Here is a 25,295-nt window from a genome sequence, read left to right on the forward strand (position 1 = left end):
GCGCAGGGAGGGAGAGAAATAAAAATGAGCAAGAAGAGAAGAAGAACGACAGGGCAAAAGGCAAGTGCCGCCCTGTTCATGACGGTGATGTGGGTCGGCTCCGTGGGCTTGTTCGCCCACGACCCCGCCCACGCCCAGACCTGGCGATGCGGCAACACCTACTCCGACCGCCCCTGCGAAGGCGGCAGGCCGGTGAAGGTGGAGGACCACCGCAGCGACCAGGACCGCCGGGCCGCCGACGCCGGCGCACGCAGCGCGCAGACGCAGGCCGACCACCTCGAGCGCACTCGCCTGTCGCAAGAAAAAGCAGCTTACGACCGCGACCGCCACGCCGCCAGGGAAGCAAGGAGCGCGGCCCAGTCCGAAAGGCGGCTCGCCATGTCGGAGCAACGCGAGAGGGACCGCGCCCGCAAGGCGCTGGGTGATCCGCACAAGTCCAGCATGAGCTTCAAGGGCCCGCCGGCGGAGAAAGCCGCTGGCGACGCCCCGAAGAAAAGGAAGAAGCGGAAATCAGCCGACTGACACCAGCCGACTGACTGCGCCTGCCTCGTGCCGGTAAACCGCGGCTCAGGCGCTTGCCATACGCCTTTCAGGCGCCAGGTGAAGCCGCCGTCACCTTGATCGCCGTGAGACGCTCGTACTTCTGCATCAGCGTCTCGCGGCTTTCCACATGCTCGGGGTTCAGCGGAATGCAGGCCACCGGGCAGATCTGCACGCACTGCGGCTCGTCGAAGTGGCCGACGCATTCGGTGCACTTGTGCGGGTCGATCTCGTAGAAGGCCTCGCCCATGTAGATGGCGTCGTTCGGGCACTCGGGCTCGCAGACATCGCAGTTGATGCATTCGTCGGTGATCATGAGGGCCATGCCCCGATTATCGGCGGCCGGGTACCCGCAGTCGGCGGTGAATGACAAAGGCCACATTCACGGCACACTTGTTGCAGGAGTCAGTTATGCTGCGCCCCGCCCCATGAGTCTGTTTCTACTAAAGCGCCTTGCCACGCTGATCGGCACCCTGATCGGCGCCTCGGTCATCGTCTTCCTCGTCCTCGAGATCCTGCCCGGCAACGCCGCGCAGATGCTCATGGGCCCCGATGCCTCGCCCGACGCCGTGGCCGCCCTGGCCACCAAGCTGGGCCTCGACCAGCCCGCGTGGACGCGCTACTGGCACTGGATCGGCGGCCTGCTCACCGGCAACCTGGGCGACAGCTACGCCTACAGCTCGCCCGTGCTCGACCTCATCCTCGAACGCCTCGCGCTCACCGTGCCGCTGGCCCTGATGGCGATGACGCTCACCGTCGTGATCGCCCTGCTCGTCGGCGTCACGGCCGCGGCGCGCCACAACAAGCTCGGTGACGTCGGCCTCATGGGCATGGCGCAGGTGGGCATCGCCATTCCCAATTTCTGGTTCGCGATCCTGCTGATCCTTGTCTTCTCGGTGCAACTCCAGTGGTTCTCGGCCGGCGGCTTCGAGGGTTGGGGCGAAGGCTTCTTCGCGGGCATCAAGTCGCTGCTGCTGCCCGCGCTTTCGCTCGCGGTCGTGCAGGCCGCCATCCTCGCGCGCATCACGCGTTCGGCGGTGCTCGAAGTGATGCGCGAAGACTTCGTTCGCACCGCGCGGGCCAAGGGCGTTTCGCAGCGCATGGTGCTGTGGACCCACGTGCTGCGCAACGCGATGATTCCGGTCATCACCGTCATGGGCATGCAGTTTTCCGAACTGCTGGCCGGCACCATCGTGGTGGAGAACGTGTTCTATCTGCCAGGGCTGGGCCGGCTGATCTTCCAGGCCATCAGCAACCGCGACCTGATCGTGGTGCGCAACTGCGTGATGCTGCTGGCAGCCATGGTCGTCATCGTGAATTTCGTGGTCGACGTGCTGTACGCCGTGATCGACCCGCGCATCAAGGCCAGCGACATATGAGCACCGTGACAGTCCCGAGCGCCGCGGCGCTCAAGGTGCCCGGCTTCTGGCGCCGCGCGTTGCACCACCGCAGCTTCGTCATCGGCGGCGTGCTGACCCTGCTGCTGTTGCTGGCCGCCGGCGTGTCGCTGGTGTGGACGCCCTGGTCGCCCTACGACATGGACATGGCCAACAAGCTCAAGCCGCCCTCGGGCTCGCACTGGCTGGGCACCGACACCTACGGGCGCGACGTGGGCTCGCTGCTGCTGGTGGGCGCGCGCGCGTCCATCCTGGTGGGCGTGATCGCGGTGGGCATCGGCCTCGTGGTCGGCACGGCGCTGGGCCTGCTCGCAGCCGCCAAGCGCGGCTGGGTCGAGGAAGCCATCATGCGGCTCACCGACTTCTCGCTCGCCTTCCCCGCCATCCTGTCGGCCATCATGATGACGGCCGTGTTCGGCGCGGGCATCGTCAACGCGATCATCGCGATCGGCATCTACAACATTCCCACCTTCGCGCGCATCACGCGCGCCTCGGCCAACGCCATCTGGTCGCGCGAGTACGTGGCAGCCGCACGCGCCTGCGGCAAGGGCGGCTTCGCCATCACCATGCAGCACGTGCTGCCGAACATCTCGGCCGTGCTGATCGTGCAGATCACCATTCGCTTCGCCATCGCGATCCTGGCCGAGGCCGCGCTGTCGTATCTCGGCCTGGGCACGCAGCCGCCGCAACCCTCGTGGGGCCGCATGCTGAGCGAGGCGCAGACCATGATGTTCCAGTCGCCCCTGCTCGCGGTGTTCCCCGGCATGGCCATCGCCTTCGCGGTGCTGGGCCTGAACCTGCTCGGCGACGGGCTGCGCGACCTGCTCGACCCGCGGCTTGCCCGCGCGAGATGAAGTGAGGTAAGCCACATGCCACTCCTCCAGGTCAAGGACCTCCGCATCGAACTGCAGACGCAACGCGGCCCCGCCGAGGCCGTGCGCGGCATCGACTTCACGCTGGAGCGCGGCGAAACGCTGGGCATCGTCGGCGAGTCGGGCTGCGGCAAGTCGATCACCGTGATGTCGCTCATGGGCCTGCTGCCCTCGACTGCCAAGGTCACGGGCAGCATCCGCTTCGACGGCACCGAGCTGGTCGGGCGCGACGAGAAGTCGATGTGCCAGATTCGCGGCAACCGCATCGGCATGATCTTCCAGGAGCCGATGACGGCGCTGAACCCGGTGCACACCATCGCGCGCCAGGTCGGCGAGCCGCTGCGCCTGCACCGCGGCCTGTCGAAGGCCGACACGCGCAAGGAAGTGCTCGCGCTGCTCGAGCGCGTGGGCATTCCCGACGCGGCCTCGCGGCTCGATGCGTATCCGCACCAGTTCTCCGGCGGCCAGCGGCAGCGCATCGGCATCGCCATGGCGCTGGCCTGCGGCCCCGACCTGCTGATTGCCGACGAGCCCACCACCGCGCTCGACGTGACCATCCAGAAGCAGATCCTCGAGCTCATCCAGAGCCTGGTGGCCGAGCGCGGCATGGCGTTGATCTTGATTTCGCACGACCTCGGCGTGATCGCGCAGACCGTCTCGAAGATGCTCGTGATGTACGGCGGCAGCGTGGTCGAAAGCGGCCCGACCGCGGCCGTGTTCGCGCGCCGCGCACACCCCTACACGCAGGGCCTGTTCGCCGCGCGTCCTGCCATCGGCGCGCCGCGCGGCCTGCGCCTGGCCACCATCAAGGGCAGCGTGCCCGAGCTGGTCGACCTGCCATCGGGCTGCCCCTTCGCGGGCCGCTGCAGCTACACGGTGGACGCCTGCAAGACCACGAAGCCACCGCCCACCATGCTGCCCGACGACCATGCGGTGCGCTGCATTCGCCTCGAAGAAATCGCCGTGCAAGGCGCACAAGAGGCCATCTCGCCATGAGCCAAGACACCCAAGGCACCCAAGGCACCGCCACCCCACCGTTGCTGCGCGTCACCGACCTCGTGCGCCACTACGCGCTGCCGCGCGAGAAGCTCTTCGGCCCGCCGCCCACCGTGAAGGCGCTGAATGGCGTGAGCTTCGACGTGCAGGCCGGCCAGAGCGTGGGCATCGTCGGCGAATCGGGCTCGGGCAAGTCGACCATCGCGCGCCTCGTGATGGCGCTCGACACGCCCACCTCCGGCAGCGTCTCGCTCGAAGGCCGCGACCTGCACACGCTGTCGAAGAACGAGCTGCGCACCGCGCGGCGCGATTTCCAGATGGTGTTCCAAGACCCTTACGGCTCGCTCGACCCGCGCCAGACCGTCGCGCGCATCGTGGCCGAACCGCTCGAGGCGCTGGCCGAGACCAGCCGCGCCGAACAACGCGAGCGCGCCTCCGAAGCGCTGGCCGCCGTCGGCCTGCGCACCACCGACATGGACAAGTACCCGCACGAGTTCTCGGGCGGGCAGCGCCAGCGCATCGCCATTGCGCGCGCGCTCATCACGCGGCCCAAGCTCATCGTCGCCGACGAGCCGGTCAGCGCGCTCGACGTGTCGGTGCAGGCGCAGGTGCTCAACCTCATGCAGGACCTGCAGCAGCAGTTCGGCATCAGCTACCTGCTCATCAGCCACGACCTCGCGGTGGTCAACCACCTGTGCGACGAGGTGTGCGTGGTGTTCAAGGGCAAGATCGTCGAGCAGGGTCCGCCCGCCGAGTTGTTCCATCACGCGCAGCACCCGTACACGCGCACGCTGCTCGACGCGGTGCCGCGCACGCCCGCCGGCGGCACGCTGCTGCCCACCTGACACCGAAGCGCCTCCGGCCCTGCTTAGGATGAGTGGGTCATAAGCATCTGGTTGCGCCCGCACCCCGCTCTCGCGGATGATGCCTGCCCCTTGTTCGGAGGACATCGCTTCATGCTCAAAAGACGCACCCTGCTCGCCACCGGCGCCGCAGCCCTCACCCCGCTGGCCCTGCCGGCAGCCTTCGCGCAACGCAGGAAAGACGCGCTGGTGATCGGGCTCACGCTGGAGCCGACAGGCCTCGACCCCACGGCCAAGGCCGGCGCCGAGATTGCCGAGGTGGTGCTCTACACCGTCTTCGAGACGCTCACCAAGATCAACTCCGACGGCAGCGTCACGCCGCTGCTGGCCGAGCGCTGGGACATCTCGCCCGACCTGAAGACCTACACCTTCAAGCTGCGGCAGGGCGTGAAGTTCCAGAACGGCGAGCCGTTCAACGCGCAGTCCGTCAAGTTCTCGTTCGATCGCGCGGCCGCGGCCAACAGCACCAACAAGGACAAGCGCACCTTCACCAACATCGCCACGCAGGTGGTCGACGAGCACACGGTGGTGCTGATCAACAAGGAGATCGAGCCCGACCTGCTCTTCCTGCTGGGCCAGGCCTCCGCCATCCTGGTGGAGCCCAGGACGGTGGACACCAACGCCACCAAGCCCGTGGGCACCGGCCCCTACCGGCTCGACAGCTGGGCCAAGGGCTCGGGCATCGTGCTGGCGAAGTGGGACGGCTGGCGCAACGCCTCGGCGGTGCAGATCCGCAAGGCGAGCTTTCGCTTCATCTCGGAGCCGGCGGCGCAGACCACCGCGCTGCTGTCGGGCGACGTCGACCTGTTCCCGCACGCCTCGGTGTCGCGCAGCCTGCCGCAGTTCGAGAACGACAAGCGCTTCCAGATCGTGTTCAACGCCTCGCGCGGCAAGACCATCCTGGCCATCAACAACAAGCGCAAGCCGCTGGACGACGTGCGCGTGCGCCGCGCCATTGCCGCGGCCATCGACCGCAAGGCCGTGATCGAGGCGGCCGTGGACGGGCGCGGCATTCCGATCGGCAGCCACTACGTGCCGGGCGCGCCGGGCTACGTGGACACCACGGGCGTCAACCCCTTCGACATCGAGAAGGCGAAGAAGCTGCTGGCCGAGGCCGGCGTGAAGACGCCGCTGGAGCTCGACCTCGTGCTGCCGCCGCCACCCTACGCACGCCAGGGCGGCGAGCTGATCGCCGCGCAGCTGGCCAAGATCGGCATCGTCGCGAAGATCCAGAACGTCGAGTGGGCGCAGTGGATCAGCGGCACCTACGGCAACAAGAACTACGACCTCTCGCTGATCCTGCACGTCGAGCCCTTCGACCTGGTGAACTACACCAAGCCCGAGTACTACTGGGGCTACCAGTCGGCGAAGTTCAACGAGCTGTTCGACAAGGCGCGCAACGCCCCGCGCCCGGCCGACCGCCTGCGCTACCTGGGCGACGCGCAGCGGCTGCTGGCCGAAGACTCGGCCAACGTGTTTCTCTTTCAGCCGCAGTTCATCACCGTGGCGTCGCGCAACCTGCGCGGCCTGTGGAAGGACGCGCCGATCTTCGTGAACGACATCGCCGCGCTCTCGTGGGCCTGAAGCAGGCGCCCGCCGGGCCCTGACCTACGGGAAGCCCCCGACGAAAAACCGCTCCGCCGGCCGCGCGCCGGCGCGCGCGCTGCGAGAGAATGACCGGCTGCGCACGTGGCATCTTTCGTGCTGCGTGTCGTGTCTTTCGTGGCGCGGCGCCTCCCTTCGGGGCACGGCGCGCGCCGAAGCAGTCATTCGACCCTGGCTTGTTTTTCCGGAGATCACACGTATGTTGAACCGCCGCACCCTCCTTACCACCGCTGGCGCCACCGTCGCGCTGGCCACCCCGCTCGCCGGCATGGCGCAGGGCAGGAAGGACGCCATCGTGATCGGCATGGCGCTCGAACCGCCGGGCCTGGACCCGACCTCCGGCGCCGCCGCCGCCATTGCAGAGGTGGTGCAGTACAACATCCTGGAAACGCTCACCAAGATCAACGCCGACGGCAGCGTCACGCCGCTGCTGGCCGACAGCTGGGAGGTCTCGCCCGACCTGAAGACCTACACCTTCAAGCTCAAGCGCGGCGTGAAGTTCCAGAACGGCGAGCCCTTCAACGCGGCCGCCGTCAAGTTCTCGTTCGACCGCGCCGGCGGCGAGAAGAGCACCAACAAGGACAAGCGCACCTTCGCCAACCTGAGCACCCAGGCGGTGGACGACTACACGGTGGTGGTCATCAACAAGGAGATCGATCCCGACCTGCCCTTCGTGCTGGGCCAGGCCACGGCCGTCATCGTCGAGCCCAAGAGCGCCGACACCAACGCCAACAAGCCCGTGGGCACCGGCCCCTACAAGCTCGACGCCTGGGCCAAGGGCTCGTCGCTCACGCTGAGCAAGTGGGAAGGCTTTCGCAGCCCCGCCACCGCGAAGATCAACAAGGTCACCTTCCGCTTCATCTCCGACACGGCCGCGCAGGCCGCGGCCATGCTCTCGGGCGACGTGGACGTGTTCGCGCGCATCGGCACGCGCGTGGTGCCGCAGTTCAAGATGAACCCGCAGTTCCAGGTGATCCTGGCGGGCTCGCGCGCCAAGACCATCCTGTCGATCAACAACCGCAAGAAGCCGCTGGACGACGTGCGCGTGCGCCGCGCCATCCTCGCGGCCATCGACCGCAAGGCCGTGATCGAAGGCGCGGCCGACGGCTTCGGCGTGCCCATCGGCAGCCACTACGTGCCGGGCGCGGCGGGCTATGTGGACACCACCGGCATCAACCCATTCGACATCGAGAAGGCCAAGAAGCTGCTGGCCGAGGCCGGCGTGAAGACGCCGCTCGAACTGAAGATGACGCTGCCGCCTCCTCCGTACGCTCGCCAGGGCGGCGAGGTCATCGTGGCCCAGCTCGCCAAGATCGGCATCGTGGTGAAGGTGCAGAACGTGGAGTGGGCCCAGTGGCTCAGCGGCACCTACGGCAACAAGGACTACGACCTGTCGATCGTGTCGCACGTGGAGCCCTTCGACCTGGGCAACTACGCCAAGTCGGACTACTACTGGGGCTACCAGTCGAAGGCCTTCGACACGCTGTTCGACAAGATCAAGAGCACCAGCAGCGCCACGGAGCGCAACAAGCTGCTGGGCGACGCGCAGAAGATGCTGGCCACCGACGCGGCCAACGGCTTCCTGTACCAGCCGCAGTTCCCGACCGTGGCGAAGAAGAACGTCAAGGGCATCTGGAAGGACAACCCCATCTTCGTGAACGACCTGTCGGCGCTGTCGTGGGGCTGAATGAGCTGACCGCGCAGGAGCTTGCCGCGGCCTACCGCGACCGCAAGCTCTCGCCGGTGGAGGTCACGCAGGCCGTGATCGCGCAAATCGAACGCTGGGAGCCGCACCTGCAGGCGACCTGGCTGTTCAGGCCCGAGGCCGCGCTCGCGCAGGCGCGCGCCTCGGAAGCACGCTGGCAGCGCGGCGACGCGCTCGGCCCGCTCGACGGCGTGCCGGCCACCCTCAAGGAAAACATCGCCACGCGCGGCGACCCGATGCCCGCCGGCACCGCCGCGGTCGACCTGCGGCCTGCCGCCGCCGACGCACCGCCGGCCGCGCGCATGAAGGAAGCCGGCGCGGTGATCGTCAGCAAGACGACCATGCCCGACTACGGCATGCTGTCTTCGGGCCTGTCTAGCTTTCACACGCTGGCGCGCAACCCCTGGAACCTGCGGCTCACGCCGGGCGGCTCCAGCGCGGGCGCTGGCGCCGCCACCGCGGCGGGCTACGGCCCGCTGCACCTGGGCACCGACATCGGTGGTTCGCTGCGCCTGCCCGCGAGCTGGTGCGGCGTGTTCACGCTGAAGCCGAGCCTGGGGCGCATACCGATCGACCCGCCCTACATGGGCCGCGCGGCGGGGCCGATGACGCGCACCGTGGGCGACGCGGCGCTGGTGATGCAGGCGCTGTCGAAGCCCGATGCGCGCGACAGCATGAGCCTGCCGCCGCAGGACATCGACTGGGAGGCCTTCGACGTGTCGCCCGACCATCTGCGCGGCTTGCGCATCGGGCTGCTGCTCGACGCAGGCTGCGGGCTGGCGGTCGAGCCGGAGATCCAGGCGGCGGTGGAGCATGCGGCGCGCCTGCTGGAGAAGGCGGGCGCCATCATCGAACCGATGCAACCGTTCATGTCGCAGGCCATGCTCGACGGCATGGACCATCTGTGGCGCATGCGTTCGCTGGTGGACATGAAGGGCCTGCGCGCGGACCAGCGCGCGAAGGTGTTGCCCTACATCCGCGAGTGGGCGGAGAGCGCGGCCGAGTTCAGCGGCGAGCACGTGTTCCGCGGGTTCAGCCAGTTCCATGCGACGCGCGTTGCGGCGGTGGCGGCGTGCGCGCGTTTCGACTACGTGATTTCGCCGGTGTCGCCCAACATGCCGGCGGCAGCCGAAGCACCCTCGCCGACGAACGACCCTTTGCGTCCGCTGGAACACATCGGGTTCACGGTGCCCTTCAACATGTCGGAGCAGCCGGCGGCTTCGGTGAACTGCGGCTATTCGGCGGATGGCATGCCGATAGGGCTGCAGATTGCGGGCCAACGCTTCGACGACCTCGGGGTGTTGCGCGTGGCGCGTGCGTTCGAGCAGATTCGGGAGCCGCAGCGGCCTTGGCCTGTGGTTCCCTGATTTCTTTGCGGTGCTGCTTCAGGGCGACGATCACGCCGGCGGCCTGTTCACCCATCCCGACCACATGCCCCTTCGAACACTCCCAGAACACGAGAGCTTCAAGTAGCCGCGTACCGCCCCGGCTTGTGGTTGATCCACAAGAACAGCCCCATCACCACCGCGGCCAGCACCGACCAGCCCACCCGTTCCGGTGGAATCACGAACAGGGCGAGCAACACCACCGTGCAGTCGATGGCGATCTGGACTTTGCCGGCGGGCCAGCCGCGCTTTTCCTGCAGGTACAGCGTCAACACGGTCGCACCGCCCAGGCTGGCGCGGTGGCGGGCGAGAAACAGGCAGCCGGTGCCCAGCATCAGGCCACCCAGCACGGCCGCGAAGGCCGGGTGCAGTGAATGGATGGACAGGTAGCGCGGGGCCCACTCGGTCATGACCGACAGCAACGCGATCGCCGAAAAAGTCTTCACCGTGAACGCCCGGCCCATGTGGCGCCACGCGAACCAGTAGAACGGCAGATTGACCAGGAAGAACAGCTTGCCGAAGCTCGCGCCGGTGGCGTAGTGCAACAGGAACGCGGCACCGGCCGTGCCCCCCGTGAGCAGCCCCGCCTGGCCGAACAGCATCATCGCGATGGCGACGAACAGCGTGCCCGAGAAGATCGCCTGCGCGTCGTCGAAACGGGAATGGCGCAGCCAGGCCGGGGTGGAAGTGGGAGGGGGCGCGTCCATGGCGGAGGGTGACGCAAATCCCGCGCCACCTCGCTGCGCGTTGTTCCCATCAGGGAGCCGGCGGTGCGGTGGCTCAGTTGCTCGCTCAGCTGCCGTTCACACCAGCTGGGTCGCCAGCATCTCGCGCGCCCGGGTCACGAAGTCTGTTTCTCCCCGGCGCCCCGGCAGGAACTCGAAGGTCACGCGCGGCAGCGCCGGCAGACCGTGGGGCGTTGCCAGCCGCGCGACGCCCTCGCTGATCGCCGACTCGTTGAGGCACGCGACACCCAGCCCCGCGGCCAGGGCCGACTGCAGGCCGGCCACGCCCGACGCCACATGCGCCAGCGCGTACGGCACGCGCTTGCGCCGCAGCAAGGCCACCGTGAACTGGTGCAGCGAGCAGGTGTCCGGCAGCGCCAGCAACCGCACCGGCTCGCCCCGCGCGAGGCGCATGCCCTGCGCGCCCAGCCACGCCAGCGACTCGCGCCGGATCACCGACGCCCGCGGCTGGGCGGCGGACACGCCGGCGATGTTCATCGCGAGCCCCACGTCGAAATCGCCACGCGCGTAGGCCGCGCGCAACTCGTCGCTCTTCAGGATGCCGACGTTCAACCGCACCTGCGGGTAGCTCTCGCCGAGCCGGCCCAGCAGCCGCGTCAGGTCGCCGGGGCGAAAGTAGTCGGTGACCGCAAGGCGCAGCTCGCCCTGCAGCGTCTCGCCGTGCAGGTCGCGAAAGGCTTCGTCGCTCATCGCCAGGATGCGCCGGGCGTAGGCCAGCAGCTTCAGCCCGGCCTCGGTGGGCGACACGCCCGCCTTGCTGCGCGTGAGCAGCGACTGGCCCGCCCGCTCTTCCAGCTTTCTGATCTGCTCGCTGACCGACGACTGCGACAGGAACACGCGCGGCGCCGCGGCCGTCAGGCTGCCCGCGTCGGCCACCGCCACCAGCGTGCGCAATTGCTCCAGGTCGAAACCTTGCATGATTTATTAATCCATTCGTTCAGCCGATGGCATTCATCATATCTTCCCGCTTTTCCGATGGACTGTCTGTTCGCACAATCACCCCATCGACCACCCCTTTTCAACCCTTTCAACCCTTTCAACCCCTTCAACGCTTTCCTACAGGAGTCCGCCATGCCCCACATCGTCGTCCACCTCTCCGGCCAACCCGACGCCGACCTCACCCGCAAGACCGTCGACGCGGTCGCCGAGCTCACGCAAAGCGTGCTCGGCAAGCAGCTGCCGGTGATCGCCATCACCGTGCAGTACATCGCCGCCGACGCGTGGTTCATCGGCGGGCAGTCGCTCGCGGCGCTGGGCAAGTCGGCCTTCCACCTGGACATCAGCGTCACCGACGAGACCAACACCAAGGCCGAGAAGGCGCGCTACCTGCGCGAAGTGCACGCGGCCATGGCGAAGATCCGGCCCGACCTGCACGAGGTGTCGTACATCCACGTGATCGACGCGCGCGGCGCGGCCTACGGCTACGGCGGCAAGACGCAGGAGTACCGCCACCAGCAGGCCGGCGTCTGACGCGTTGAAGCAATGCCGGGGGCATGGCACCATGCCGCCATGCCCTCCGGAAATTCGCTCGCCGCCGACAGCCTCGGCAACCCCCTCACCCTCGACGACCCCGCCAGCCTGCCGCTGGTCGACGACTTCGTCATGGGCTTCATCTCGACCGAGGCGCGCGCCGTCAACCTGATCGCGCTGGCCGAGACCGATGCGAGCCCCCTCGTGCAGGCCTACTGCGCCACGCTGCACCTGTTCGCCGAGTCGCGCGAGGCGGTGGCCAATGCGCGGCCCTTCCTGGCGAAGGCGCGTTCGGGCGCTGCTCGCGCCACGCCGCGCGAGCAGCGCTACATCGCGGCCATCGAGGCCTGGGCGAACGGCGACATCGCGGGTGCCATCGCGTTGCATGCCGAGCAGGCGCGCGAACATCCGCGCGACCTGGTGTCGGTCAAGCTGGGCCAGTACCACTGCTTCAACACCGGCGACTGCCCGGGCATGCTGCGGCTGGCGCTGGCCGTGATGCCGCACGCGGCCGACGTGCCCTACGTACACGGCATGGCCGCCTTCGGCTACGAGCAGTGCCACCTGATGCGCGAGGCCGAGGCCAGCGCGCGCCATGCCATTGCCATGTGCCGCAAGGAACCGTGGGCGCACCACGCGCTGGCGCACGTGATGCTCACCGAAGGCCGGCTTGCGGAAGGCCTGGCCTTCATGCAGGGCGTGAGCGACACGTGGAGCGGGCTCAACTCGTTCATGGTCACGCACAACTGGTGGCACGTGGCGCTGTTCCTGATCGACCTGGGCCGCGACGCCGAGGCGCTGGCCGTGTACGACGAGCACGCCTGGGGCGTGGTGAAGGACTATTCGCAGGACCAGATCGGCGCGGTGTCTCTGCTCGCGCGGCTGGAGCTCGCGGGCATCGACGTGGGCACGCGCTGGGACGACGTGGCGAGGTACCTGCTGCAGCGCCAGGCCGACCAGGTGCTGCCCTTTCTCGACCTGCAGTACCTCTACGGCCTGGCGCGCGCCGGGCGGGCCGAGGCCGACGTGCTGCTGCGCAACATCGAGGCCTTCGCGCCCCACGCGCCGCCTTCGACGCGCGCCGCATGGCAGCGCGTGTGCGTGCCGGCCGCGCACGGCCTGGTGGCGCATGCGCGGGGCGACTTGGTTGCGGCGGTCGAAGGGCTGGGGGTGGCGCTGCCGCGCATGATCGAAATCGGCGGCAGCCACGCGCAGCGCGACCTGTTCGAGCAGCTGTACGTCGATGCGCTGGTGCGCACCGGCACCGAAGCCTCGCTGACGGGTGCGCAGGGCATCCTGCAGCAGCAGCTGAACGGGCAGCCTGAGTCGCTGCGGCTGCGGCGGCAGACGGCCGCGGTCTACGAGAAGCTGGGGCTGGGCGCGCTGCTGGGAGGCTGAAAGGCTGCGAACTGAGCGCTTTGGTTGAAGGCCGAGCGCATCAGCCCTTGTTCTTCAGGTGCCGCGTCTGGTCGTAGGTCGGTTGCGGCGGCAGGTCGGCCAGGTGGCGCGTGTCGGCCCAGTCGACGATCTCGATCGCCTCGGGCCGGGCCGGGTCGGCGATGCGGATGCGGTTGAAGCCCGCGTTGGGAATGTCGCTGGTGCGCGGGCCGCTCAGGCTCAGGCCGCGGGCGGTGCGCCACACCATGTCGAGCACGCCGCCGTGCGTGACCACGATCAGGTGCCGGCCGCGGTACTCGGTGGCGATGGTGCCCAGCGCCGCGATGATGCGGGTGTGAAACTCGCGCGCCGTCTCGCCCTCGGGCATGGCGTGGTCTTCGCGGAACTCCAGCCACTCTTCCCACGCGCGCGGGTGCAGGCTCTGGATTTCGTCGGAGCGCATGCCCTCGACCACGCCGAAGAACTGCTCGCGCAAGCCCGCCGACGTCACCACCGGCAGCGACAGCTGCTGGGCGGCGGGCGCGGCGGTCTGCTGCGCGCGCATCAGGTCGCTGCTCAAAATGTGCTGCACCTGCTCTTCGGCCAGCCGCAGGCCGAGGCGACGGGCCTGCTCATGGCCGATGTCGTTGAGCGGAACGTCGGCGTGGCCCTGGAAGCGCAGCTCGCGGTTCCAGGCGGTTTCGCCGTGGCGGATCAGGATCAGGTCGGTGGTGAGCTCGGGCTTGGGTTGGGGTGTTGGCGTTGGCATTGCCGCCCATTTTCCACCGTGCGCGCGAAGCTCAGGTGTTCGCGCCCGGGCGCTGTTGCACGGCCACCACCGCGCCTGCCGCGTCCATGGCCGGAACCCCGTGCACGGCGCCCAGGCGCACCGGCGAGGGCGTGAGCAGCGCCAGCACCCAGGCGATGACGAAGCCGCCGACGATGGCGCAGATCACCACCACCGCGGTGTACGGCACGGCCTTGTCCCGCGGGCATTTCATGAGCACCGGCAAGCCGGTGTAGAGCAGGTACACGCCGTACAGCGCCGCCAGCGCGCCGATGACCGACAGCGAAGGCAGCAGGCTGAAGATGCCGCCCACGAAAGCCGCGGTGCTCGAGTAGGCCGACAGCTTGAGCGCGCCGATCTGGCTTCGCGCGCCGTCGAAGGTCGGCGCCATGGCGTCGATGATGAGCGCCAGCACGAACACCATCAGCAGCGACATCACGTAGCCCACGACCATGTTCGCCAGGCCCGAGACGATCGGCACCCGAAAGCTCACGCCGAAGGCGCCGATGCCCACGAGCGACAGGCCGATGAAGCTCGCCACCGCCGGGATCAGCGCGAGGATCATCACGTAGTTCTTGTAGATGGAGGCGGCATCGGCCGGCTCCTCGTCGATGGCCAGCCAGGTGATCTGGGGCCTGAGCAGGATGGACTGGACGCGGTCAACCAGGGTCATTTGCAGGGAGTCCTCGACATGGATGCCGAAGTATGTCGAGGCCCGCCCGCCATGGCTGCTGGCCAGGAAGCCTATGCCATGGCCTGCGCATGACCTATGCCGTTACGCTGGCGAGCGCATTCACGCAGAATCCGTTTCCATGCCGAACATCGTCCTCCTGCCAGGCCTTGCCTGCGACGCACGCATCTGGGAAGCCCAGTTGCCCGCCCTCCCCGCCGCCTTCGCCGCCCGCGTGAGCGACGCGCAGCTGTTCAACGACACCATCGAGGGCATGGCCGCGGCCGTGCTGCGCGACAACGAAGGCCCGCTGGTGCTGTGCGGCGCGTCGATGGGCGGCATGGTCGCCATGGAAGCGGCCCGCCAGGCGCCCGGGCGCATCGTCGGGCTCGCCCTGCTGGGCAGCAGCGCGCGGCCCGAGACGCCCGACATGTTCACGCTGCGCGAGGGCGCCATCGAGTACTTCGAGCGCGGCGAGGTGCGCGAGATGATCGAGCCCAACGTGTTCTTCGCCTTCCACCCCAAGCAGGCGGCCGACCCGGCGATGGTGCAGCGCTACCTCGACATCGTGCTGGGCGCGGGCGCCGAGCAGCTCATTCGCCAGAACCGCGCGGTGATGCGCCGGCCCGACGCGCGCCAGCACCTGGACTCGGTGCGCGCGCCGGTGCTGCTGGTGTGCGGCAACGAAGACCGGCTGGCACCACCCGAATGCACGCGCGAGATGGCGGCGCTGCTGCCGAACGCGGAGGTGGTGTGGATCGCCGAGTGCGGCCACATGCTGACGATGGAAAAGCCCGACGAGGTCAACGCCGCGCTGAATGCGTGGCTGGCCAGGCAGTTTCCCGACGCCTGAGACGTGACCTGACGACCGGACCGCCCGGGCTGGCGAGGCCGGGCAGTTTGCGAGCGCTGCCTTGCCGCGCCGCCCTCAGGCCATCGCCCGCACGGCGATGCCTTCCTCTTCCAGACGCTCGCGGATGCGGCGCGCAAAGGCCAGCGCATGCGCGCCGTCGCCGTGCAGGCACACGGTCTGCGCGTTGACGGCCACGGTGCTGCCGTCGATGGCGGTCACGCGGTGGTCGCGCACGAAGGCCAGCGTCTGCGCGATGGATTGCGCCTCGTCTTCGATCAACGCGCCCGGCTGGCTGCGCGGCACCAGGCTGCCGTCGGGCATGTAGCCGCGGTCGGCGAACACTTCTTCCACCGGCGTGAGGCCGGCACGGCGGGCCGCGTCGATCATGTGGCTGCCGGCCAGGCCGAAGAACTTGAGCGAGGGGTCGAAGCGGCGCACCGCCTCGCACAGCGCCGCGGCCAGCTCGGGCTCCTTCACGGCCTGGTTGTAGAGCTGGCCGTGCGCCTTCACGTGCGCGAGCGTGCCGCCCTCGGCCTTCACGATGGCCGCCAGGGCGCCGACCTGGTAGAGCACGTTGGCCACGATGTCGTCGGGCGGCAGGTGCATGGTGCTGCGTCCGAAGTTCTCGCGGTCCGGAAAGCTGGGGTGCGCGCCGATGGCCACGCCGTTGCGCAACGCCCAGCGCACACACTGCTGCATCGTCTTGGCGTCGCCCGCGTGCCAGCCGCAGGCGATGTTGGCGGAGCTGACCAGCGCGAGCAGCGCTTCGTCGTTGCCGGCGCCTTCGCCGAGGTCTGCGTTGAGATCGATTTGCATGGCGGAGTGTCCTTTGCGCAAAAGTCTATGCCCCGCGGCGCCAGCCTGCAGCGGCCAGGCCTTGCGCCACCTGCGCCAGGTAGCGTTGCTGGGCCGCCCATGCGGCCAGCGCCTGCGCCTGGTCGACCTGCACCAGCCGCAGCTTGCCGTTGAGCGGCGCCTGCGCCAGCTTCCAGAGGTCGGCGCGGATGACCACGCCGATGCGCGGGTAGCCGCCGGTGGTCTGCGCGTCGCCCATCAGGATGATCGGCTGGCCCGAGGGCGGCACCTGCACCGTGCCGGGAATGACGCCCGAGGACAGCATGTCGCCGCTGCGCTTGCGCTTGAGTTCGGCGCCCGCCAGCCGGCTGCCCATGCGGTTGCTCTGCAGCGTGATGCGCCAGCGCTCGCCCCACAGCTGCTCGCGCGCGGCCAGCGTGAACAGCTCGAACTCGGGGCCGGGCAGCACGCGCAGGGCGATGGCGCCGTCGGCTTCTTCCGCGCCCCAGTCGGGGCCGCGCAGGCCGAAGGCGCGGCGCTCTCGCTGCGCGGCGTCCAGGTGCGAGGCGCCCAGCGCCAGCCGGTCGCCCTTGCGCAGCGCGCGGCCTTCGTGGCCGCCGAAGCCGGCCTTCAGGTCGGTGCTGCGCGAGCCGAGCACCTGCGGCACGTCGATGCCGCCGGCCACGGCCAGCCAGCTGCGCAGGCCGGCCTTTTGCGCGCCGGGTGCGTTGGCGCCCGAGAGCTTCAAGGTCTGGCCGGCCGCGACCGGCACGCTCCAGCAGGGCCAGAGCGGCACGCCGTCGAGGCTGGCGTTGAAGCCGTCGCCGGTGAGGGCGATGCGCGTGTCGGTCTCGAACTGCAGCTCGCAGCCGCCCATCGTCAGCTCGAGCCCCGCCGCGCCGTCGGCATTGCCGACGAGCCGGTTGGCCAGCGTGAGCGAGAGCACGTCGAGCGCGCCGCCCGGGCAGATGCCCAGCTGCCGATGGCCGTGCCGGCCCAGGTCCTGCACCGAGGCGAGCAGGCCGGGTTTGCGCACGATGATCATGTCTGCACGCTCTCGGCCACGAAGCGCACGCGGTCGCCGGGGCGCAGCAGGGTGGGCGATGCTGCCGTGGGGTCGAACAGCGCGAGCGAGGTCCGCCCGATCAGCTGCCAGCCGCCCGGCGACGCCAGCGGGTAGATGCCGGTCTGCTCGCCGCCGATGCCGATCGAGCGCGCCGGCACCGCCGTGCGCGGTTCGGCGCGGCGCGGCGTGGCGAGCTCGGGCGGCAGGCCGCCCATGAAGGCGAAGCCGGGCAGGAAGCCCAGCAGGTAGACGATGTACTCGCCGCCGCTGTGGCGCCGCACCACCTCGGCCGGCGTGAGGCCGGTGTGGGCCGCGACGTCGGCCAGGTCGGGGCCGTGTTCGCCGCCATAGGCCACCGGGATCTCGATGCGCCGGCCCTCGATGGCGCCCGAGGCGAGCGTCGGCCACGCCTGGAGCACGTGCGCGGTGAGCGTGTCGAGGTCGATCGCGGTCGGGTCGAAGGTGAGCGTGAGGTTGTTCATGCCCGGCAGCGTCTCGCCGACGCCGGGCCATTGGCGCGCCTGTTCGGCCAGCGCCCAGATGCGTTGCTGCTGCGCCAGCGTGGCCGGCGCGGGCAGCTCGCACAACAGCGCGGCATCGCCCAGCAGGTGCAGCCGGGGCGGCGGGGTGCCGCTCACGTCAGGCTGGCCTGCGCGGCAAGGCCTGTTCGCGCAACACCGCGGAGCCGGCTCTGCCGGGCCGCTGGCGTGGCCCCCGGCGAGGGGGTTGGAGAAGTTGCGCGAAGCCTGGGGCAGTGCTTATTCACGGCCCAGGCTACGGACCTTGGCCGCCAGTTTCTGTTCCACGTTGGGAGAGACGAACTTGTGCACCTCGCCGCCGAGCATCGCGATCTCGCGCACGAAGGTGCTGGAGATGAACTGGTACTTGTCGCTGGGGGTGAGGAACACGGTCTCGACGTCGGGCATCAGCGAGCGGTTCATGCCCGCGAGCTGGAACTCGTAGTCGAAGTCGGTCACGGCGCGCAGGCCGCGCACCATGGCCTTGCCGCCGCGCGCCACGACGAAGTCGCGCAGCAGGCCCGAGAAGCTCTCCACCGACACCTGGTCGCTGTAGGGCTTCACGGCCTCGCGGGCCATGTCCATGCGTTCGGAGAGGGTGAAGAGCGCCTTCTTGTGGTGACCCGCCGCGACGGCGACGATCACCTTGGAGAAGAGCTGGGTTGCGCGCCGCACCACGTCCTCGTGTCCGAGGGTGATGGGGTCGAAAGTGCCGGGGTAAACCGCGATCACGTTGCTGGCCATGGTTGCTTCTTCCTCATGCTGCCGGTGCGGCTTGTTCGGCGGATTATGCAGTCCCCTGCGCGGGCTGCAGCGGCAACGTGGCGAGGACGGCGGCGGGCCGCAGCAGGTGCGCGTGAACGGCGCCGGCCTTCAGGTAGCGAAAGCCCACGAGGCCGAACGCGGCGAGCTCTTCGTCGCTCCAGCGGCGCGGCGCCTCGAGGTATACCGAGCCGGTGGTGCGCAAGGCGCGCGCGGCGGCACGCAGGGCCGGCTCGTAGAGCGCGGTGCTTTCGAAGGGCGGGTCGAGGAACACCGCGTCCAGGCTGCCGGCGGCCACGCGCTCCAGCGCGGTCACGCCGTTGCCGCGCTCGATGCGCACGGCCTCGGCCTTCAGCTTGGTCTTGGCGGCCTGCAGTTGCGCGACCAGCGCGGCGTCCTGCTCGCACAGCAGCACGCCGGCCGCGCCGCGCGAGGCGGCCTCCAGGCCCAGCGCGCCGGTGCCCGCGAAGGCGTCGAGGCACTGCCAGCCCGGCAGCTCGCCGCCGCCCGCGCCGGCCAGGCTCGCGAGCCAGTTGAAGAGGGTTTCGCGCACGCGGTCGGGCGTGGGGCGCAGGCCGGGCTTGTCGGCCACGGAAAGGCGGGTGCGCTTCCATTCGCCGCCGATGATGCGGACCTCGCTGGGCCTCGACGGGCGCTTGGCGGCGGCAGGGGTGGCGGGCTTGGCTGTCTTTGAAGACTTCGACGTCTTCGCAGGCCTGGAAGACTTGGCGGGGGCGGCTTTCTGGGGCATGCGGCGAGCTTAACGCCGCCACCGCAGCACGATGTCAGCCCCCGAGCACAGCGCGCCGCGCCAGCATGGCCGCCAGCACGAGCATGGTGCCGCCGACGAGCGCGTCGAGCATCTGCCAGGCGCGCGGCCGCGCGAACACCGGTGCCAGCAGCCGGGCGCCGAAGCCCAGCGAGGTGAACCACAGCACGCTCGCCACCGTCGCACCCGCCACGAACCAGACCTTGAGCAGGCCCGCGTACTGCGCACCCGCGCTGCCCACGAGCAGCACGGTGTCCAGGTAGACGTGCGGGTTCAGCAGCGTGAAGCCGGCCGCCTGCGCGACCACGGCGGCGCGCGACATCGACACGCCCTGCGCGGTGGCGCGCAGCGCAGCGGGCTGGCGCGAACGCCACAGCGCCTTCAACCCATAGCCGCAGAGAAACGCGGCACCCAGTGCCGCGAGCACGGTGGCCAGCATCGGCCGCCCCTTCAGCGCCTGCGCCATGCCGGCCACGCCGGCACCGATCAGCACCGCGTCGCTGGCCGCGCAGAACAGCACCACCGCGCCCACGTGCTCGCGGCGCAAGCCCTGGCGCAGCACGTAGGCGTTCTGCGCGCCGATGGCGACGATGAGGACCAGGCTCATGAAGAGCCCGTTGGCGAAGGCGGTGGTGACGTGTACGGCTTGCATGCGTCGAGGATGCCGCCTGCACGCGCTTAATTCAAACTAAACTTTCTAACGCCGATTCAGTTTTACTTCATCAAGCCATGCTCGACTACGCCGCCCTCAACGCCCTTGCCGCCGTGGTGCGCGAAGGCAGCTTCGAACGCGCGGCGCGCGCGCTGCACGTCACGCCTTCCGCGGTGTCGCAGCGCATCCGGCAGCTCGAGGAGCGTACCGGCGGCGCCCTGCTGGTGCGCGGCCAGCCCTGCGTGGCGACCGAGGCCGGCCTGCAGCTGTGCCGGCACGTGGAGCGCGTGGGCATGCTGGAGCACGAGCTGCGCGACGCGCTGCCCGCGCTCGGCATGGGCAGCGGCGAAGCCGACGAGCGCGTCACCGTGCGCGTGGCCGTCAACGCCGACAGCCTTGCGACCTGGTTCATTGCCGCGGCGGCTTCGTTCGCCGCGCAGGCGCCCGCCGCGCTGCTCGACCTGACGGTGGACGACCAGGACCACACGGCCGAGCGGCTGCGCAGCGGCGCGGTGCTGGCGGCGGTCACGGCGCTGGCGCAGCCGGTGGCGGGCTGCAACAGCGAGGCGCTGGGCACCATGCACTACGTGGCGGCGGCCAGCCCCGGCTTCGTGCGCGCGCATTTCGCCAAGGGCGTGGGCGCCCGCACGCTGGCCAACGCGCCCAGCCTGGTGTTCGACCGAAAAGACCGGCTGCAGGCGCGATGGGTGCGCCGCATTTGCCACCGCAACGTCGAGACGCCGCGCCACTGGGTCCCCTCGCCCACCGCCTTCGTCGAGGCGGCGTGCGCGGGCATGGGCTGGGGCATGCACCCGGCCAGCATGGTGGCCGAGGCGCTTCGTACAGGGGAGCTGGTGGAACTGGTGCCCGGCTCCACGCTGCCGGTGCCGCTCTACTGGCAGCAGGCGCGCGCGGCGCCGAAGTTGCTGGCGCAACTGGGGGCCGCGGTGCGCGCGGCCGCAGGCCAGGGCGCGCACGCCCTGGCGTGAAGGCGATGCGTCAGGGCGTCAGGGCGTCTTGACGGCGGCGGCGTTCGCTGCGTTGGCCGCCTTGGGGTCCTTGGCGTCCTTGCCGCCCACCACCACCGTCACCATGCGCTCGGGCTGCAGCTTGCGCTGGAAGGCTGCCTTGATGTCGGCCGCCGTCACCGCGTTCATGCGCGCGGTCCAGGTGTCGAGGTAGTCCAGCGGCAGGTCGTGCCAGGCGATGTTGGCCACGTTGCCGATCAGCTTGCGGTTGCTGTCCAGCAGCAGCGGAAAGCCGCCGATCACGTTGTCCTTCGCGGCCTTCAGCTCGCTGGCGGTCGGGCCTTCGGCCACGAACCTGGCGAGCACCTCGCGCGACACCTTCACGGCGTCGTCGGCCTGGTCGGGCCGGGTCTGGAAGCCGATGCGGAACGCGCCCGCCTCGAGCCCCGGCGCAAAGCCGCTGTAGATGCTGTAGGTGAGGCCGCGCTTCTCGCGCACTTCGTTGGTCAGGCGCGAGACGAACCCGCCGCCGCCCAGCACGTAGTTGCCCAGCGTGAGCGCGAAGTGGTCGGGGTCCTTGCGCGGGTAGCCGGGCTGGCCGATGAAGACATGCGCCTGGGCCGAGTCGAACGCGATGCGCTCGTCCTTCGGCGCCGTGAGCGCGGCCACGGGCGCGATCTGGGGCAGCGGCGCGCAGGCCTGCGGCGCCGGCAGGCGCGACAGCAGCGCGGTCGCCAGCGTCTCGGCCTCGGCGCGCGTGACGGCGCCCACGATGCTGAGCTTGGCGCGGCACGGCACGATGAGCTGCTCGTAGCGCTGGCGCATGGCGGCGGTGTCGATGCGCGCCAGCGTGGCCTCGGTCACTTCCTGGCCGTAGGGGTGCACGCCGTACACCGCCTGCGCGAAGGCGCGGCCGGCGATGGTCGCGGGCTTGGTGTTGGCCTCCTTGATGGCGGCGTTGATGCGCTCGCGCTCGCGCTGCCACACGTCGTCGGGGAAGGCCGGCTCGCCGATCTCGCGCGAGGCCAGCGTGACGGCCTTGTTCAGCAGCGCCGGGTCGGACAGCGAGCGCAGCGAGTAGCTGGTGCGGTCGGTCCCGGCGCTCACGTCGAAGCTGGCGCCCAGGTCGGCCCAGGCCTCGCCCAGGGCGTTCTGGTCGAGCGCGGGCTCGCCGTTGCTGCCGGCGCGCACGCCCTTCTCGACCATGGCCGAGGTGGTGCTCGCCAGGCCGGCCTGCGCCGCGGGGTCGCGGCGGCTGCCCGCGTCGAAGTCGACCTGCACGTCGACGATGGGCAGCGCATTGGTGGCCACCAGGTAGATCTGGGCGCCGTTGGCCAGCGTCCAGTGCTGGATGGGCAGCGCGGCCTGCGCGCTGGTCATGCTGGTCATGGCCGTGATGCCGACCAGCGCGGTGACGCCGGCGAACAGTGCGTGCCGGGCTTTTTTCTTGAGGGTGAACATGAAATCGGTACCTTTCAGCGCAGTTCGCCTGCGGGTGCCGCGAAGCCGCGGCCGCGCTTGGCTTCGGGCGGCAGGGGCCGCAGCGTGGCGACCGTGAGCTGGTCGTCGCCGAAATACCTGGCGGCCACGGCCTGCACCTGGGCCGCGGTCACGGCCTGAAGCCGGGCGACGATGCGCTCGCTGGCGTCCAGCGGCAGGCCCTGGATCCAGTTGCTGCCGAGTTCGCGCGCCTGCGCCATCACGGAGTCGCGCTTGTAGGTTTCGCTGGCCACCCACTGGGTCTTCACGCGCGCCAGTTCGGCCTCGCCCACCCCTTCCTTGGCAACGCGCGCCACCTGGGCGCGCAAGGCGGCCTCGACCACCTCGGCGCTCTTGCCGGCGGCGGGCACGCCGTCGAGCACGAAGAGCTGCGGGCCGCGGCCGATGAAGCCCGAATAGGCGCCGGCCGAATCGGCCACGCGGTCGGGGCCCTGCGTGAGAGCGCGGTCCAGCCGCGCGCCCGAGTAGCCGTCGAGCACGGCCGACAGCACCACGAGCGCCCAGGCGTCGCTGTTGGCGTCGTCGATGCCGGCGAGCTGCGGGGCGCGGAAGGCCAGCGACACGTAGGCCTGTTCGGCCGGGGCCTTGAACTCGATGCGGCGGATGCCGCGCTGCACCGGCTCGACGCGCGGCTTGCGCGCCGGCACGGCGCGGGCGGGGATGCGTCCGTAGTATTTCTCGGCCATGGCGCGCACCTGCGCCACGTCGACGTCGCCGGCCACCACCAGTACGGCGTTGGCGGGCACGTACCAGCGCTTGTGGAACTCGCGCACGTCGTCGGGCGTCATGGCGTCCAGGTCGCTCATCCAGCCGACCACGGGGCGGTGGTACGGCGAGGCGATGAAGGTGGCGGCGTTCTGCTGCTCGCCGAGCAGCGCGCGCGGCTGGTCTTCGGTGCGCAGGCGGCGCTCTTCCTTGACCACCTCGATCTCGCGCTTGAACTCGTCGTCGGGCCACTGGTTGTTGGCGAAGCGGTCGGACTCGAGCTTCATCACCTGCTCGAGGCTGCCCACCGGAATCTGCTGGTAGTAGCCGGTAAGGTCGCGGTTGGTGAAGGCGTTTTCCTGGCCGCCCAGGGCCGCCACGCGGCGCGAGAACTCGCCGGGCTTGATGTCCTTGGTGCCCTTGAACATCATGTGTTCGAGCGCATGTGCCACACCGGAGGTGCCGTCGACCTCGTCCATGGAGCCGACGCGCACCCACACCATCTGCACCGCGGTCGGCGAGCGCCGGTCGGGCTGCACGATCAGCGTCATGCCGTTGGCCAGGGTGAATTGCTGGGGGCCGGGCGCCGCGGCTGCGGCGGCGGAAGGCTGGGTGGAAACCTGAGTGGATTGGGCCTGCGCAGGCATGGCCCACGGCGCGAAGAGCGCCATTGCCAGCACCGCACCAGACGCAGCACGGCGTGGCGGGAGGTGTTTCATAGAATGGGTCGGATTGTAAAAAGCTCCTGATGTTCAGTTTCTTCAAGAAAAAACCGCCTGCCGAGACCCCCGACACGCCGGCGCCCCCCTCGACGGGCACGCCGGCCGCGCCAGCGCCTGCCCCGGAACCCGCACCCACGCGCTCGGTGTTCTCGCCTTCGAGCTGGTTCGGCTCGAAGCCGGCGGTGGAAGAAACGCCCGCTCCGCCACCGGCTGCGCCGCCGCCCCCGCCCCCACCGCCACCTTCCCCGGCTTACGTCCCGCCGCCTCCGCCGCCTGCCGTGGCGCCTCCCGCGCCAGTCGCGGCACCGGTGCCAGCGCCCGCACCGGCTTTCGCACCAGCCCCTGTCGCCACGCCGGTCGCCGCACCTGCGCCGGTGGTGTCGCCGCCGCCGGTGGTTGCAGCCCCTGTCGTGGCGCCCACTGCGCCGACACCGGCCCCCGCACCCGCGTTCGTCGCCCCGCCTGTCACAGCGCCCGTCCCCGCAACCCCACCACCCGCACCGGTTCCTGCACCCGTCCCCGAACCCGCCGTCGCCACCGAGCGCAAGAGCTGGCTCGACAAGCTCAAGACCGGCCTGCGCAAGACCGGCACCGGCATCCAGGCCGTGTTCGTCAACGCGCAGATCGACGACGCGCTCTATGAAGAGCTCGAATCCGCCCTGCTGATGGCCGACACCGGCGTGAAGGCCACGGAGTTCCTGCTCGACGACCTGCGCGGGCGCGTCAAGCGCCAGATGGCCACCACCGCCCCGCAGGTCAAGCTGCTGCTGGCCGATGCCATCGCCGACCTGCTGAAGCCGCTGGAAAAGCCGCTGGTCATCGGCGAATTCACCCCCACGGTGATCATGGTGGCCGGCGTCAACGGCGCGGGCAAGACCACCTCCATCGGCAAGCTCACCAAGCACCTGGCCACCGAAGGCGCCTCGGTGCTGCTGGCCGCGGCCGACACCTTCCGGGCGGCGGCGCGCGAGCAGCTGCTGGTCTGGGCCGACCGCAACACGGTCGAGATCGTGAGCAACGAAGGCGGCGACCCCTCGGCCGTGAGCTTCGACGCCGTGAACGCCGGCAAGGCCCGCGGCAAGGACGTGGTGCTGGTCGACACCGCCGGGCGCCTGCCCACGCAGCTGCACCTGATGGACGAGCTCAAGAAGATCAAGCGCGTGGTCACCAAGGCCGACGCCACCGCCCCGCACGAGGTGCTGCTCGTCATCGACGGCAACACCGGGCAGAACGCGCTCGCGCAGGTGAAGGCCTTCGACGAGACGCTGGGCCTCACCGGCCTGATCGTGACCAAGCTCGACGGCACGGCCAAGGGCGGTGTGCTGTGCGCCATTGCGCGCGAGCGGCCGATTCCGGTTTACTTCATCGGCGTGGGCGAGAAGCTGGAAGACCTCGAGACCTTCAGCGCGCGCGAGTTCGCGCAGGCCCTGCTGGGCTGACACGGCGCCCGCACTGACGCGGGCAGCACCCCATAAAAAAACGGCCCCCGCTCGCGCTGGGGCCGTTTTTTCTTTTTCTTCTTCTCTCCCTGTCTCCCTGACCTCCGGCCCGGTGTGCGAGGTCTTCCCCGTC

The 25,295-nt window shown here is 69.8% G+C and carries 26 protein-coding genes; 13 read left to right on the forward strand and 13 right to left on the reverse strand.

Annotated elements, in window-relative coordinates; all coding sequences use genetic code 11:
- Positions 1-24 precede the first annotated feature (24 nt).
- Positions 25-522, forward strand: coding sequence for a hypothetical protein (locus QTI51_RS17640; RefSeq protein ID WP_286547630.1), 498 nt, complete (start codon positions 25-27; stop codon positions 520-522).
- A 67-nt stretch (positions 523-589) separates the two neighbouring features.
- On the opposite strand, the gene QTI51_RS17645 is transcribed toward QTI51_RS17640, so the two are convergent.
- Positions 590-865, reverse strand: a complete 276-nt coding sequence (locus QTI51_RS17645; RefSeq protein ID WP_116909305.1) for a YfhL family 4Fe-4S dicluster ferredoxin — start codon at positions 863-865, stop codon at positions 590-592.
- A 103-nt stretch (positions 866-968) separates the two neighbouring features.
- Here QTI51_RS17645 and QTI51_RS17650 point away from each other — a divergent pair, with 103 nt between their 5' ends.
- The 7 genes from QTI51_RS17650 to QTI51_RS17680 all read left to right on the forward strand — a co-directional run bounded on the left by QTI51_RS17650 (position 969) and on the right by QTI51_RS17680 (position 9,345).
- Entirely contained in the window at positions 969-1,919 is a 951-nt protein-coding gene (locus QTI51_RS17650) for an ABC transporter permease (RefSeq protein WP_116909306.1), read from the forward strand.
- Positions 1,916-2,791 carry an ABC transporter permease gene (locus tag QTI51_RS17655; RefSeq protein ID WP_116909307.1) on the forward strand — a complete coding sequence of 292 codons (876 nt, stop codon included), beginning with the start codon at positions 1,916-1,918 and terminating at the stop codon, positions 2,789-2,791. The genes QTI51_RS17650 and QTI51_RS17655 overlap by 4 nt, the downstream gene beginning before the upstream one ends.
- 15 nt (positions 2,792-2,806) lie before the next feature.
- Positions 2,807-3,805 carry an ABC transporter ATP-binding protein gene (locus QTI51_RS17660; protein ID WP_116909308.1) on the forward strand — a complete coding sequence of 333 codons (999 nt, stop codon included), beginning with the start codon at positions 2,807-2,809 and terminating at the stop codon, positions 3,803-3,805.
- Entirely contained in the window at positions 3,802-4,650 is an 849-nt protein-coding gene (locus QTI51_RS17665) for an ATP-binding cassette domain-containing protein (RefSeq protein WP_116909309.1), read from the forward strand. Before QTI51_RS17660 ends, QTI51_RS17665 begins: the two co-directional genes overlap by 4 nt.
- 111 nt (positions 4,651-4,761) lie before the next feature.
- Positions 4,762-6,252: an ABC transporter substrate-binding protein gene (locus QTI51_RS17670; RefSeq protein ID WP_116909310.1), complete on the forward strand. Its 1,491-nt coding sequence runs from the start codon at positions 4,762-4,764 to the stop codon at positions 6,250-6,252.
- 220 nt (positions 6,253-6,472) lie between these two features.
- Positions 6,473-7,960 carry an ABC transporter substrate-binding protein gene (locus QTI51_RS17675; RefSeq protein WP_116909311.1) on the forward strand — a complete coding sequence of 496 codons (1,488 nt, stop codon included), beginning with the start codon at positions 6,473-6,475 and terminating at the stop codon, positions 7,958-7,960.
- On the forward strand, positions 7,951-9,345 hold the full coding sequence (locus tag QTI51_RS17680) for an amidase (RefSeq protein WP_116909312.1): 1,395 nt from the start codon (positions 7,951-7,953) through the stop codon (positions 9,343-9,345). Before QTI51_RS17675 ends, QTI51_RS17680 begins: the two co-directional genes overlap by 10 nt.
- 98 nt (positions 9,346-9,443) lie before the next feature.
- Here QTI51_RS17680 and QTI51_RS17685 read toward each other — a convergent pair whose 3' ends face one another.
- The gene (locus tag QTI51_RS17685) at positions 9,444-10,070 is read right to left on the reverse strand and encodes a YitT family protein (protein ID WP_116909313.1); all 627 of its coding nucleotides are present in this window, start codon (positions 10,068-10,070) and stop codon (positions 9,444-9,446) included.
- A gap of 96 nt (positions 10,071-10,166) precedes the next feature.
- On the reverse strand, positions 10,167-11,027 hold the full coding sequence (locus QTI51_RS17690) for a LysR family transcriptional regulator (RefSeq protein ID WP_116909314.1): 861 nt from the start codon (positions 11,025-11,027) through the stop codon (positions 10,167-10,169).
- A gap of 153 nt (positions 11,028-11,180) precedes the next feature.
- Between QTI51_RS17690 and QTI51_RS17695 the strand changes: the two genes are divergently transcribed.
- The gene (locus tag QTI51_RS17695; RefSeq protein ID WP_116909315.1) at positions 11,181-11,579 is read left to right on the forward strand and encodes a tautomerase family protein; all 399 of its coding nucleotides are present in this window, start codon (positions 11,181-11,183) and stop codon (positions 11,577-11,579) included.
- A 39-nt stretch (positions 11,580-11,618) separates the two neighbouring features.
- Positions 11,619-12,977: a tetratricopeptide repeat protein gene (locus tag QTI51_RS17700; protein ID WP_116909635.1), complete on the forward strand. Its 1,359-nt coding sequence runs from the start codon at positions 11,619-11,621 to the stop codon at positions 12,975-12,977.
- A gap of 40 nt (positions 12,978-13,017) precedes the next feature.
- Here QTI51_RS17700 and QTI51_RS17705 read toward each other — a convergent pair whose 3' ends face one another.
- On the reverse strand, positions 13,018-13,725 hold the full coding sequence (locus QTI51_RS17705; protein WP_116909316.1) for a histidine phosphatase family protein: 708 nt from the start codon (positions 13,723-13,725) through the stop codon (positions 13,018-13,020).
- 31 nt (positions 13,726-13,756) lie between these two features.
- Complete coding sequence (locus tag QTI51_RS17710; RefSeq protein ID WP_116909317.1) at positions 13,757-14,416, reverse strand: Yip1 family protein; 660 nt, start codon at positions 14,414-14,416, stop codon at positions 13,757-13,759.
- Between the two features lie 139 nt (positions 14,417-14,555).
- On the opposite strand from QTI51_RS17710, the gene QTI51_RS17715 reads away from it, so the two are divergent.
- On the forward strand, positions 14,556-15,266 hold the full coding sequence (locus tag QTI51_RS17715; RefSeq protein ID WP_116909318.1) for an alpha/beta fold hydrolase: 711 nt from the start codon (positions 14,556-14,558) through the stop codon (positions 15,264-15,266).
- A gap of 75 nt (positions 15,267-15,341) precedes the next feature.
- Here QTI51_RS17715 and pxpA read toward each other — a convergent pair whose 3' ends face one another.
- The 6 genes from pxpA to QTI51_RS17745 all read right to left on the reverse strand — a co-directional run bounded on the left by pxpA (position 15,342) and on the right by QTI51_RS17745 (position 19,828).
- A complete protein-coding gene (pxpA, locus tag QTI51_RS17720) occupies positions 15,342-16,082 on the reverse strand; it encodes a 5-oxoprolinase subunit PxpA (protein ID WP_116909319.1) in 741 nt (246 codons plus the stop codon).
- 25 nt (positions 16,083-16,107) lie between these two features.
- Positions 16,108-17,106: a 5-oxoprolinase subunit C family protein gene (locus tag QTI51_RS17725; RefSeq protein ID WP_116909320.1), complete on the reverse strand. Its 999-nt coding sequence runs from the start codon at positions 17,104-17,106 to the stop codon at positions 16,108-16,110.
- Positions 17,103-17,765: a 5-oxoprolinase subunit PxpB gene (gene pxpB / locus QTI51_RS17730; protein ID WP_116909321.1), complete on the reverse strand. Its 663-nt coding sequence runs from the start codon at positions 17,763-17,765 to the stop codon at positions 17,103-17,105. The genes QTI51_RS17725 and pxpB overlap by 4 nt, the downstream gene beginning before the upstream one ends.
- A gap of 120 nt (positions 17,766-17,885) precedes the next feature.
- Complete coding sequence (gene coaD, locus QTI51_RS17735) at positions 17,886-18,389, reverse strand: pantetheine-phosphate adenylyltransferase (protein ID WP_116909322.1); 504 nt, start codon at positions 18,387-18,389, stop codon at positions 17,886-17,888.
- A 43-nt stretch (positions 18,390-18,432) separates the two neighbouring features.
- The gene (locus tag QTI51_RS17740) at positions 18,433-19,158 is read right to left on the reverse strand and encodes an RsmD family RNA methyltransferase (RefSeq protein ID WP_116909323.1); all 726 of its coding nucleotides are present in this window, start codon (positions 19,156-19,158) and stop codon (positions 18,433-18,435) included.
- 34 nt (positions 19,159-19,192) lie between these two features.
- A complete protein-coding gene (locus QTI51_RS17745; RefSeq protein WP_286516060.1) occupies positions 19,193-19,828 on the reverse strand; it encodes a LysE/ArgO family amino acid transporter in 636 nt (211 codons plus the stop codon).
- A 77-nt stretch (positions 19,829-19,905) separates the two neighbouring features.
- Here QTI51_RS17745 and QTI51_RS17750 point away from each other — a divergent pair, with 77 nt between their 5' ends.
- Positions 19,906-20,817, forward strand: coding sequence for a LysR family transcriptional regulator ArgP (locus tag QTI51_RS17750; protein ID WP_116909325.1), 912 nt, complete (start codon positions 19,906-19,908; stop codon positions 20,815-20,817).
- 18 nt (positions 20,818-20,835) lie between these two features.
- Here the strand turns inward: QTI51_RS17750 and QTI51_RS17755 are convergent, their stop codons facing one another.
- Entirely contained in the window at positions 20,836-22,257 is a 1,422-nt protein-coding gene (locus tag QTI51_RS17755; protein ID WP_116909326.1) for a M16 family metallopeptidase, read from the reverse strand.
- 14 nt (positions 22,258-22,271) lie between these two features.
- Positions 22,272-23,672 (reverse strand): M16 family metallopeptidase, encoded by a 1,401-nt coding sequence (locus QTI51_RS17760; RefSeq protein ID WP_286547632.1) that lies wholly within the window; start codon positions 23,670-23,672, stop codon positions 22,272-22,274.
- Between the two features lie 77 nt (positions 23,673-23,749).
- Between QTI51_RS17760 and ftsY the strand changes: the two genes are divergently transcribed.
- On the forward strand, positions 23,750-25,162 hold the full coding sequence (ftsY, locus tag QTI51_RS17765) for a signal recognition particle-docking protein FtsY (RefSeq protein ID WP_207786681.1): 1,413 nt from the start codon (positions 23,750-23,752) through the stop codon (positions 25,160-25,162).
- Positions 25,163-25,295 lie beyond the last annotated feature (133 nt).

Origin of the sequence: Variovorax sp. J22G73 (assembly GCF_030317035.1) — a bacterium.
Lineage (GTDB): Bacteria > Pseudomonadota > Gammaproteobacteria > Burkholderiales > Burkholderiaceae_C > Variovorax.

Bases quoted from the DNA above. Each gene is read 5' to 3' on its own strand.
- QTI51_RS17675 (WP_116909311.1), top strand. From the start codon at position 6,473: ATGTTGAACCGCCGCACCCTCCTTACCACCGCTGGCGCCACCGTCGCG.
- QTI51_RS17725 (WP_116909320.1), bottom strand. From the start codon at position 17,106: ATGATCATCGTGCGCAAACCCGGCCTGCTCGCCTCGGTGCAGGACCTG.
- QTI51_RS17740 (WP_116909323.1), bottom strand. From the start codon at position 19,158: ATGCCCCAGAAAGCCGCCCCCGCCAAGTCTTCCAGGCCTGCGAAGACG.
- QTI51_RS17745 (WP_286516060.1), bottom strand. From the start codon at position 19,828: ATGCAAGCCGTACACGTCACCACCGCCTTCGCCAACGGGCTCTTCATG.
- QTI51_RS17650 (WP_116909306.1), top strand. From the start codon at position 969: ATGAGTCTGTTTCTACTAAAGCGCCTTGCCACGCTGATCGGCACCCTG.
- QTI51_RS17640 (WP_286547630.1), top strand. From the start codon at position 25: ATGAGCAAGAAGAGAAGAAGAACGACAGGGCAAAAGGCAAGTGCCGCC.
- QTI51_RS17715 (WP_116909318.1), top strand. From the start codon at position 14,556: ATGCCGAACATCGTCCTCCTGCCAGGCCTTGCCTGCGACGCACGCATC.
- QTI51_RS17665 (WP_116909309.1), top strand. From the start codon at position 3,802: ATGAGCCAAGACACCCAAGGCACCCAAGGCACCGCCACCCCACCGTTG.
- QTI51_RS17660 (WP_116909308.1), top strand. From the start codon at position 2,807: ATGCCACTCCTCCAGGTCAAGGACCTCCGCATCGAACTGCAGACGCAA.
- QTI51_RS17685 (WP_116909313.1), bottom strand. From the start codon at position 10,070: ATGGACGCGCCCCCTCCCACTTCCACCCCGGCCTGGCTGCGCCATTCC.
- QTI51_RS17655 (WP_116909307.1), top strand. From the start codon at position 1,916: ATGAGCACCGTGACAGTCCCGAGCGCCGCGGCGCTCAAGGTGCCCGGC.
- QTI51_RS17690 (WP_116909314.1), bottom strand. From the start codon at position 11,027: ATGCAAGGTTTCGACCTGGAGCAATTGCGCACGCTGGTGGCGGTGGCC.
- QTI51_RS17645 (WP_116909305.1), bottom strand. From the start codon at position 865: ATGGCCCTCATGATCACCGACGAATGCATCAACTGCGATGTCTGCGAG.
- QTI51_RS17760 (WP_286547632.1), bottom strand. From the start codon at position 23,672: ATGGCGCTCTTCGCGCCGTGGGCCATGCCTGCGCAGGCCCAATCCACT.
- QTI51_RS17705 (WP_116909316.1), bottom strand. From the start codon at position 13,725: ATGCCAACGCCAACACCCCAACCCAAGCCCGAGCTCACCACCGACCTG.
- QTI51_RS17710 (WP_116909317.1), bottom strand. From the start codon at position 14,416: ATGACCCTGGTTGACCGCGTCCAGTCCATCCTGCTCAGGCCCCAGATC.
- ftsY (WP_207786681.1), top strand. From the start codon at position 23,750: ATGTTCAGTTTCTTCAAGAAAAAACCGCCTGCCGAGACCCCCGACACG.
- QTI51_RS17670 (WP_116909310.1), top strand. From the start codon at position 4,762: ATGCTCAAAAGACGCACCCTGCTCGCCACCGGCGCCGCAGCCCTCACC.
- pxpA (WP_116909319.1), bottom strand. From the start codon at position 16,082: ATGCAAATCGATCTCAACGCAGACCTCGGCGAAGGCGCCGGCAACGAC.
- QTI51_RS17755 (WP_116909326.1), bottom strand. From the start codon at position 22,257: ATGTTCACCCTCAAGAAAAAAGCCCGGCACGCACTGTTCGCCGGCGTC.
- coaD (WP_116909322.1), bottom strand. From the start codon at position 18,389: ATGGCCAGCAACGTGATCGCGGTTTACCCCGGCACTTTCGACCCCATC.
- QTI51_RS17700 (WP_116909635.1), top strand. From the start codon at position 11,619: ATGCCCTCCGGAAATTCGCTCGCCGCCGACAGCCTCGGCAACCCCCTC.
- QTI51_RS17695 (WP_116909315.1), top strand. From the start codon at position 11,181: ATGCCCCACATCGTCGTCCACCTCTCCGGCCAACCCGACGCCGACCTC.
- QTI51_RS17750 (WP_116909325.1), top strand. From the start codon at position 19,906: ATGCTCGACTACGCCGCCCTCAACGCCCTTGCCGCCGTGGTGCGCGAA.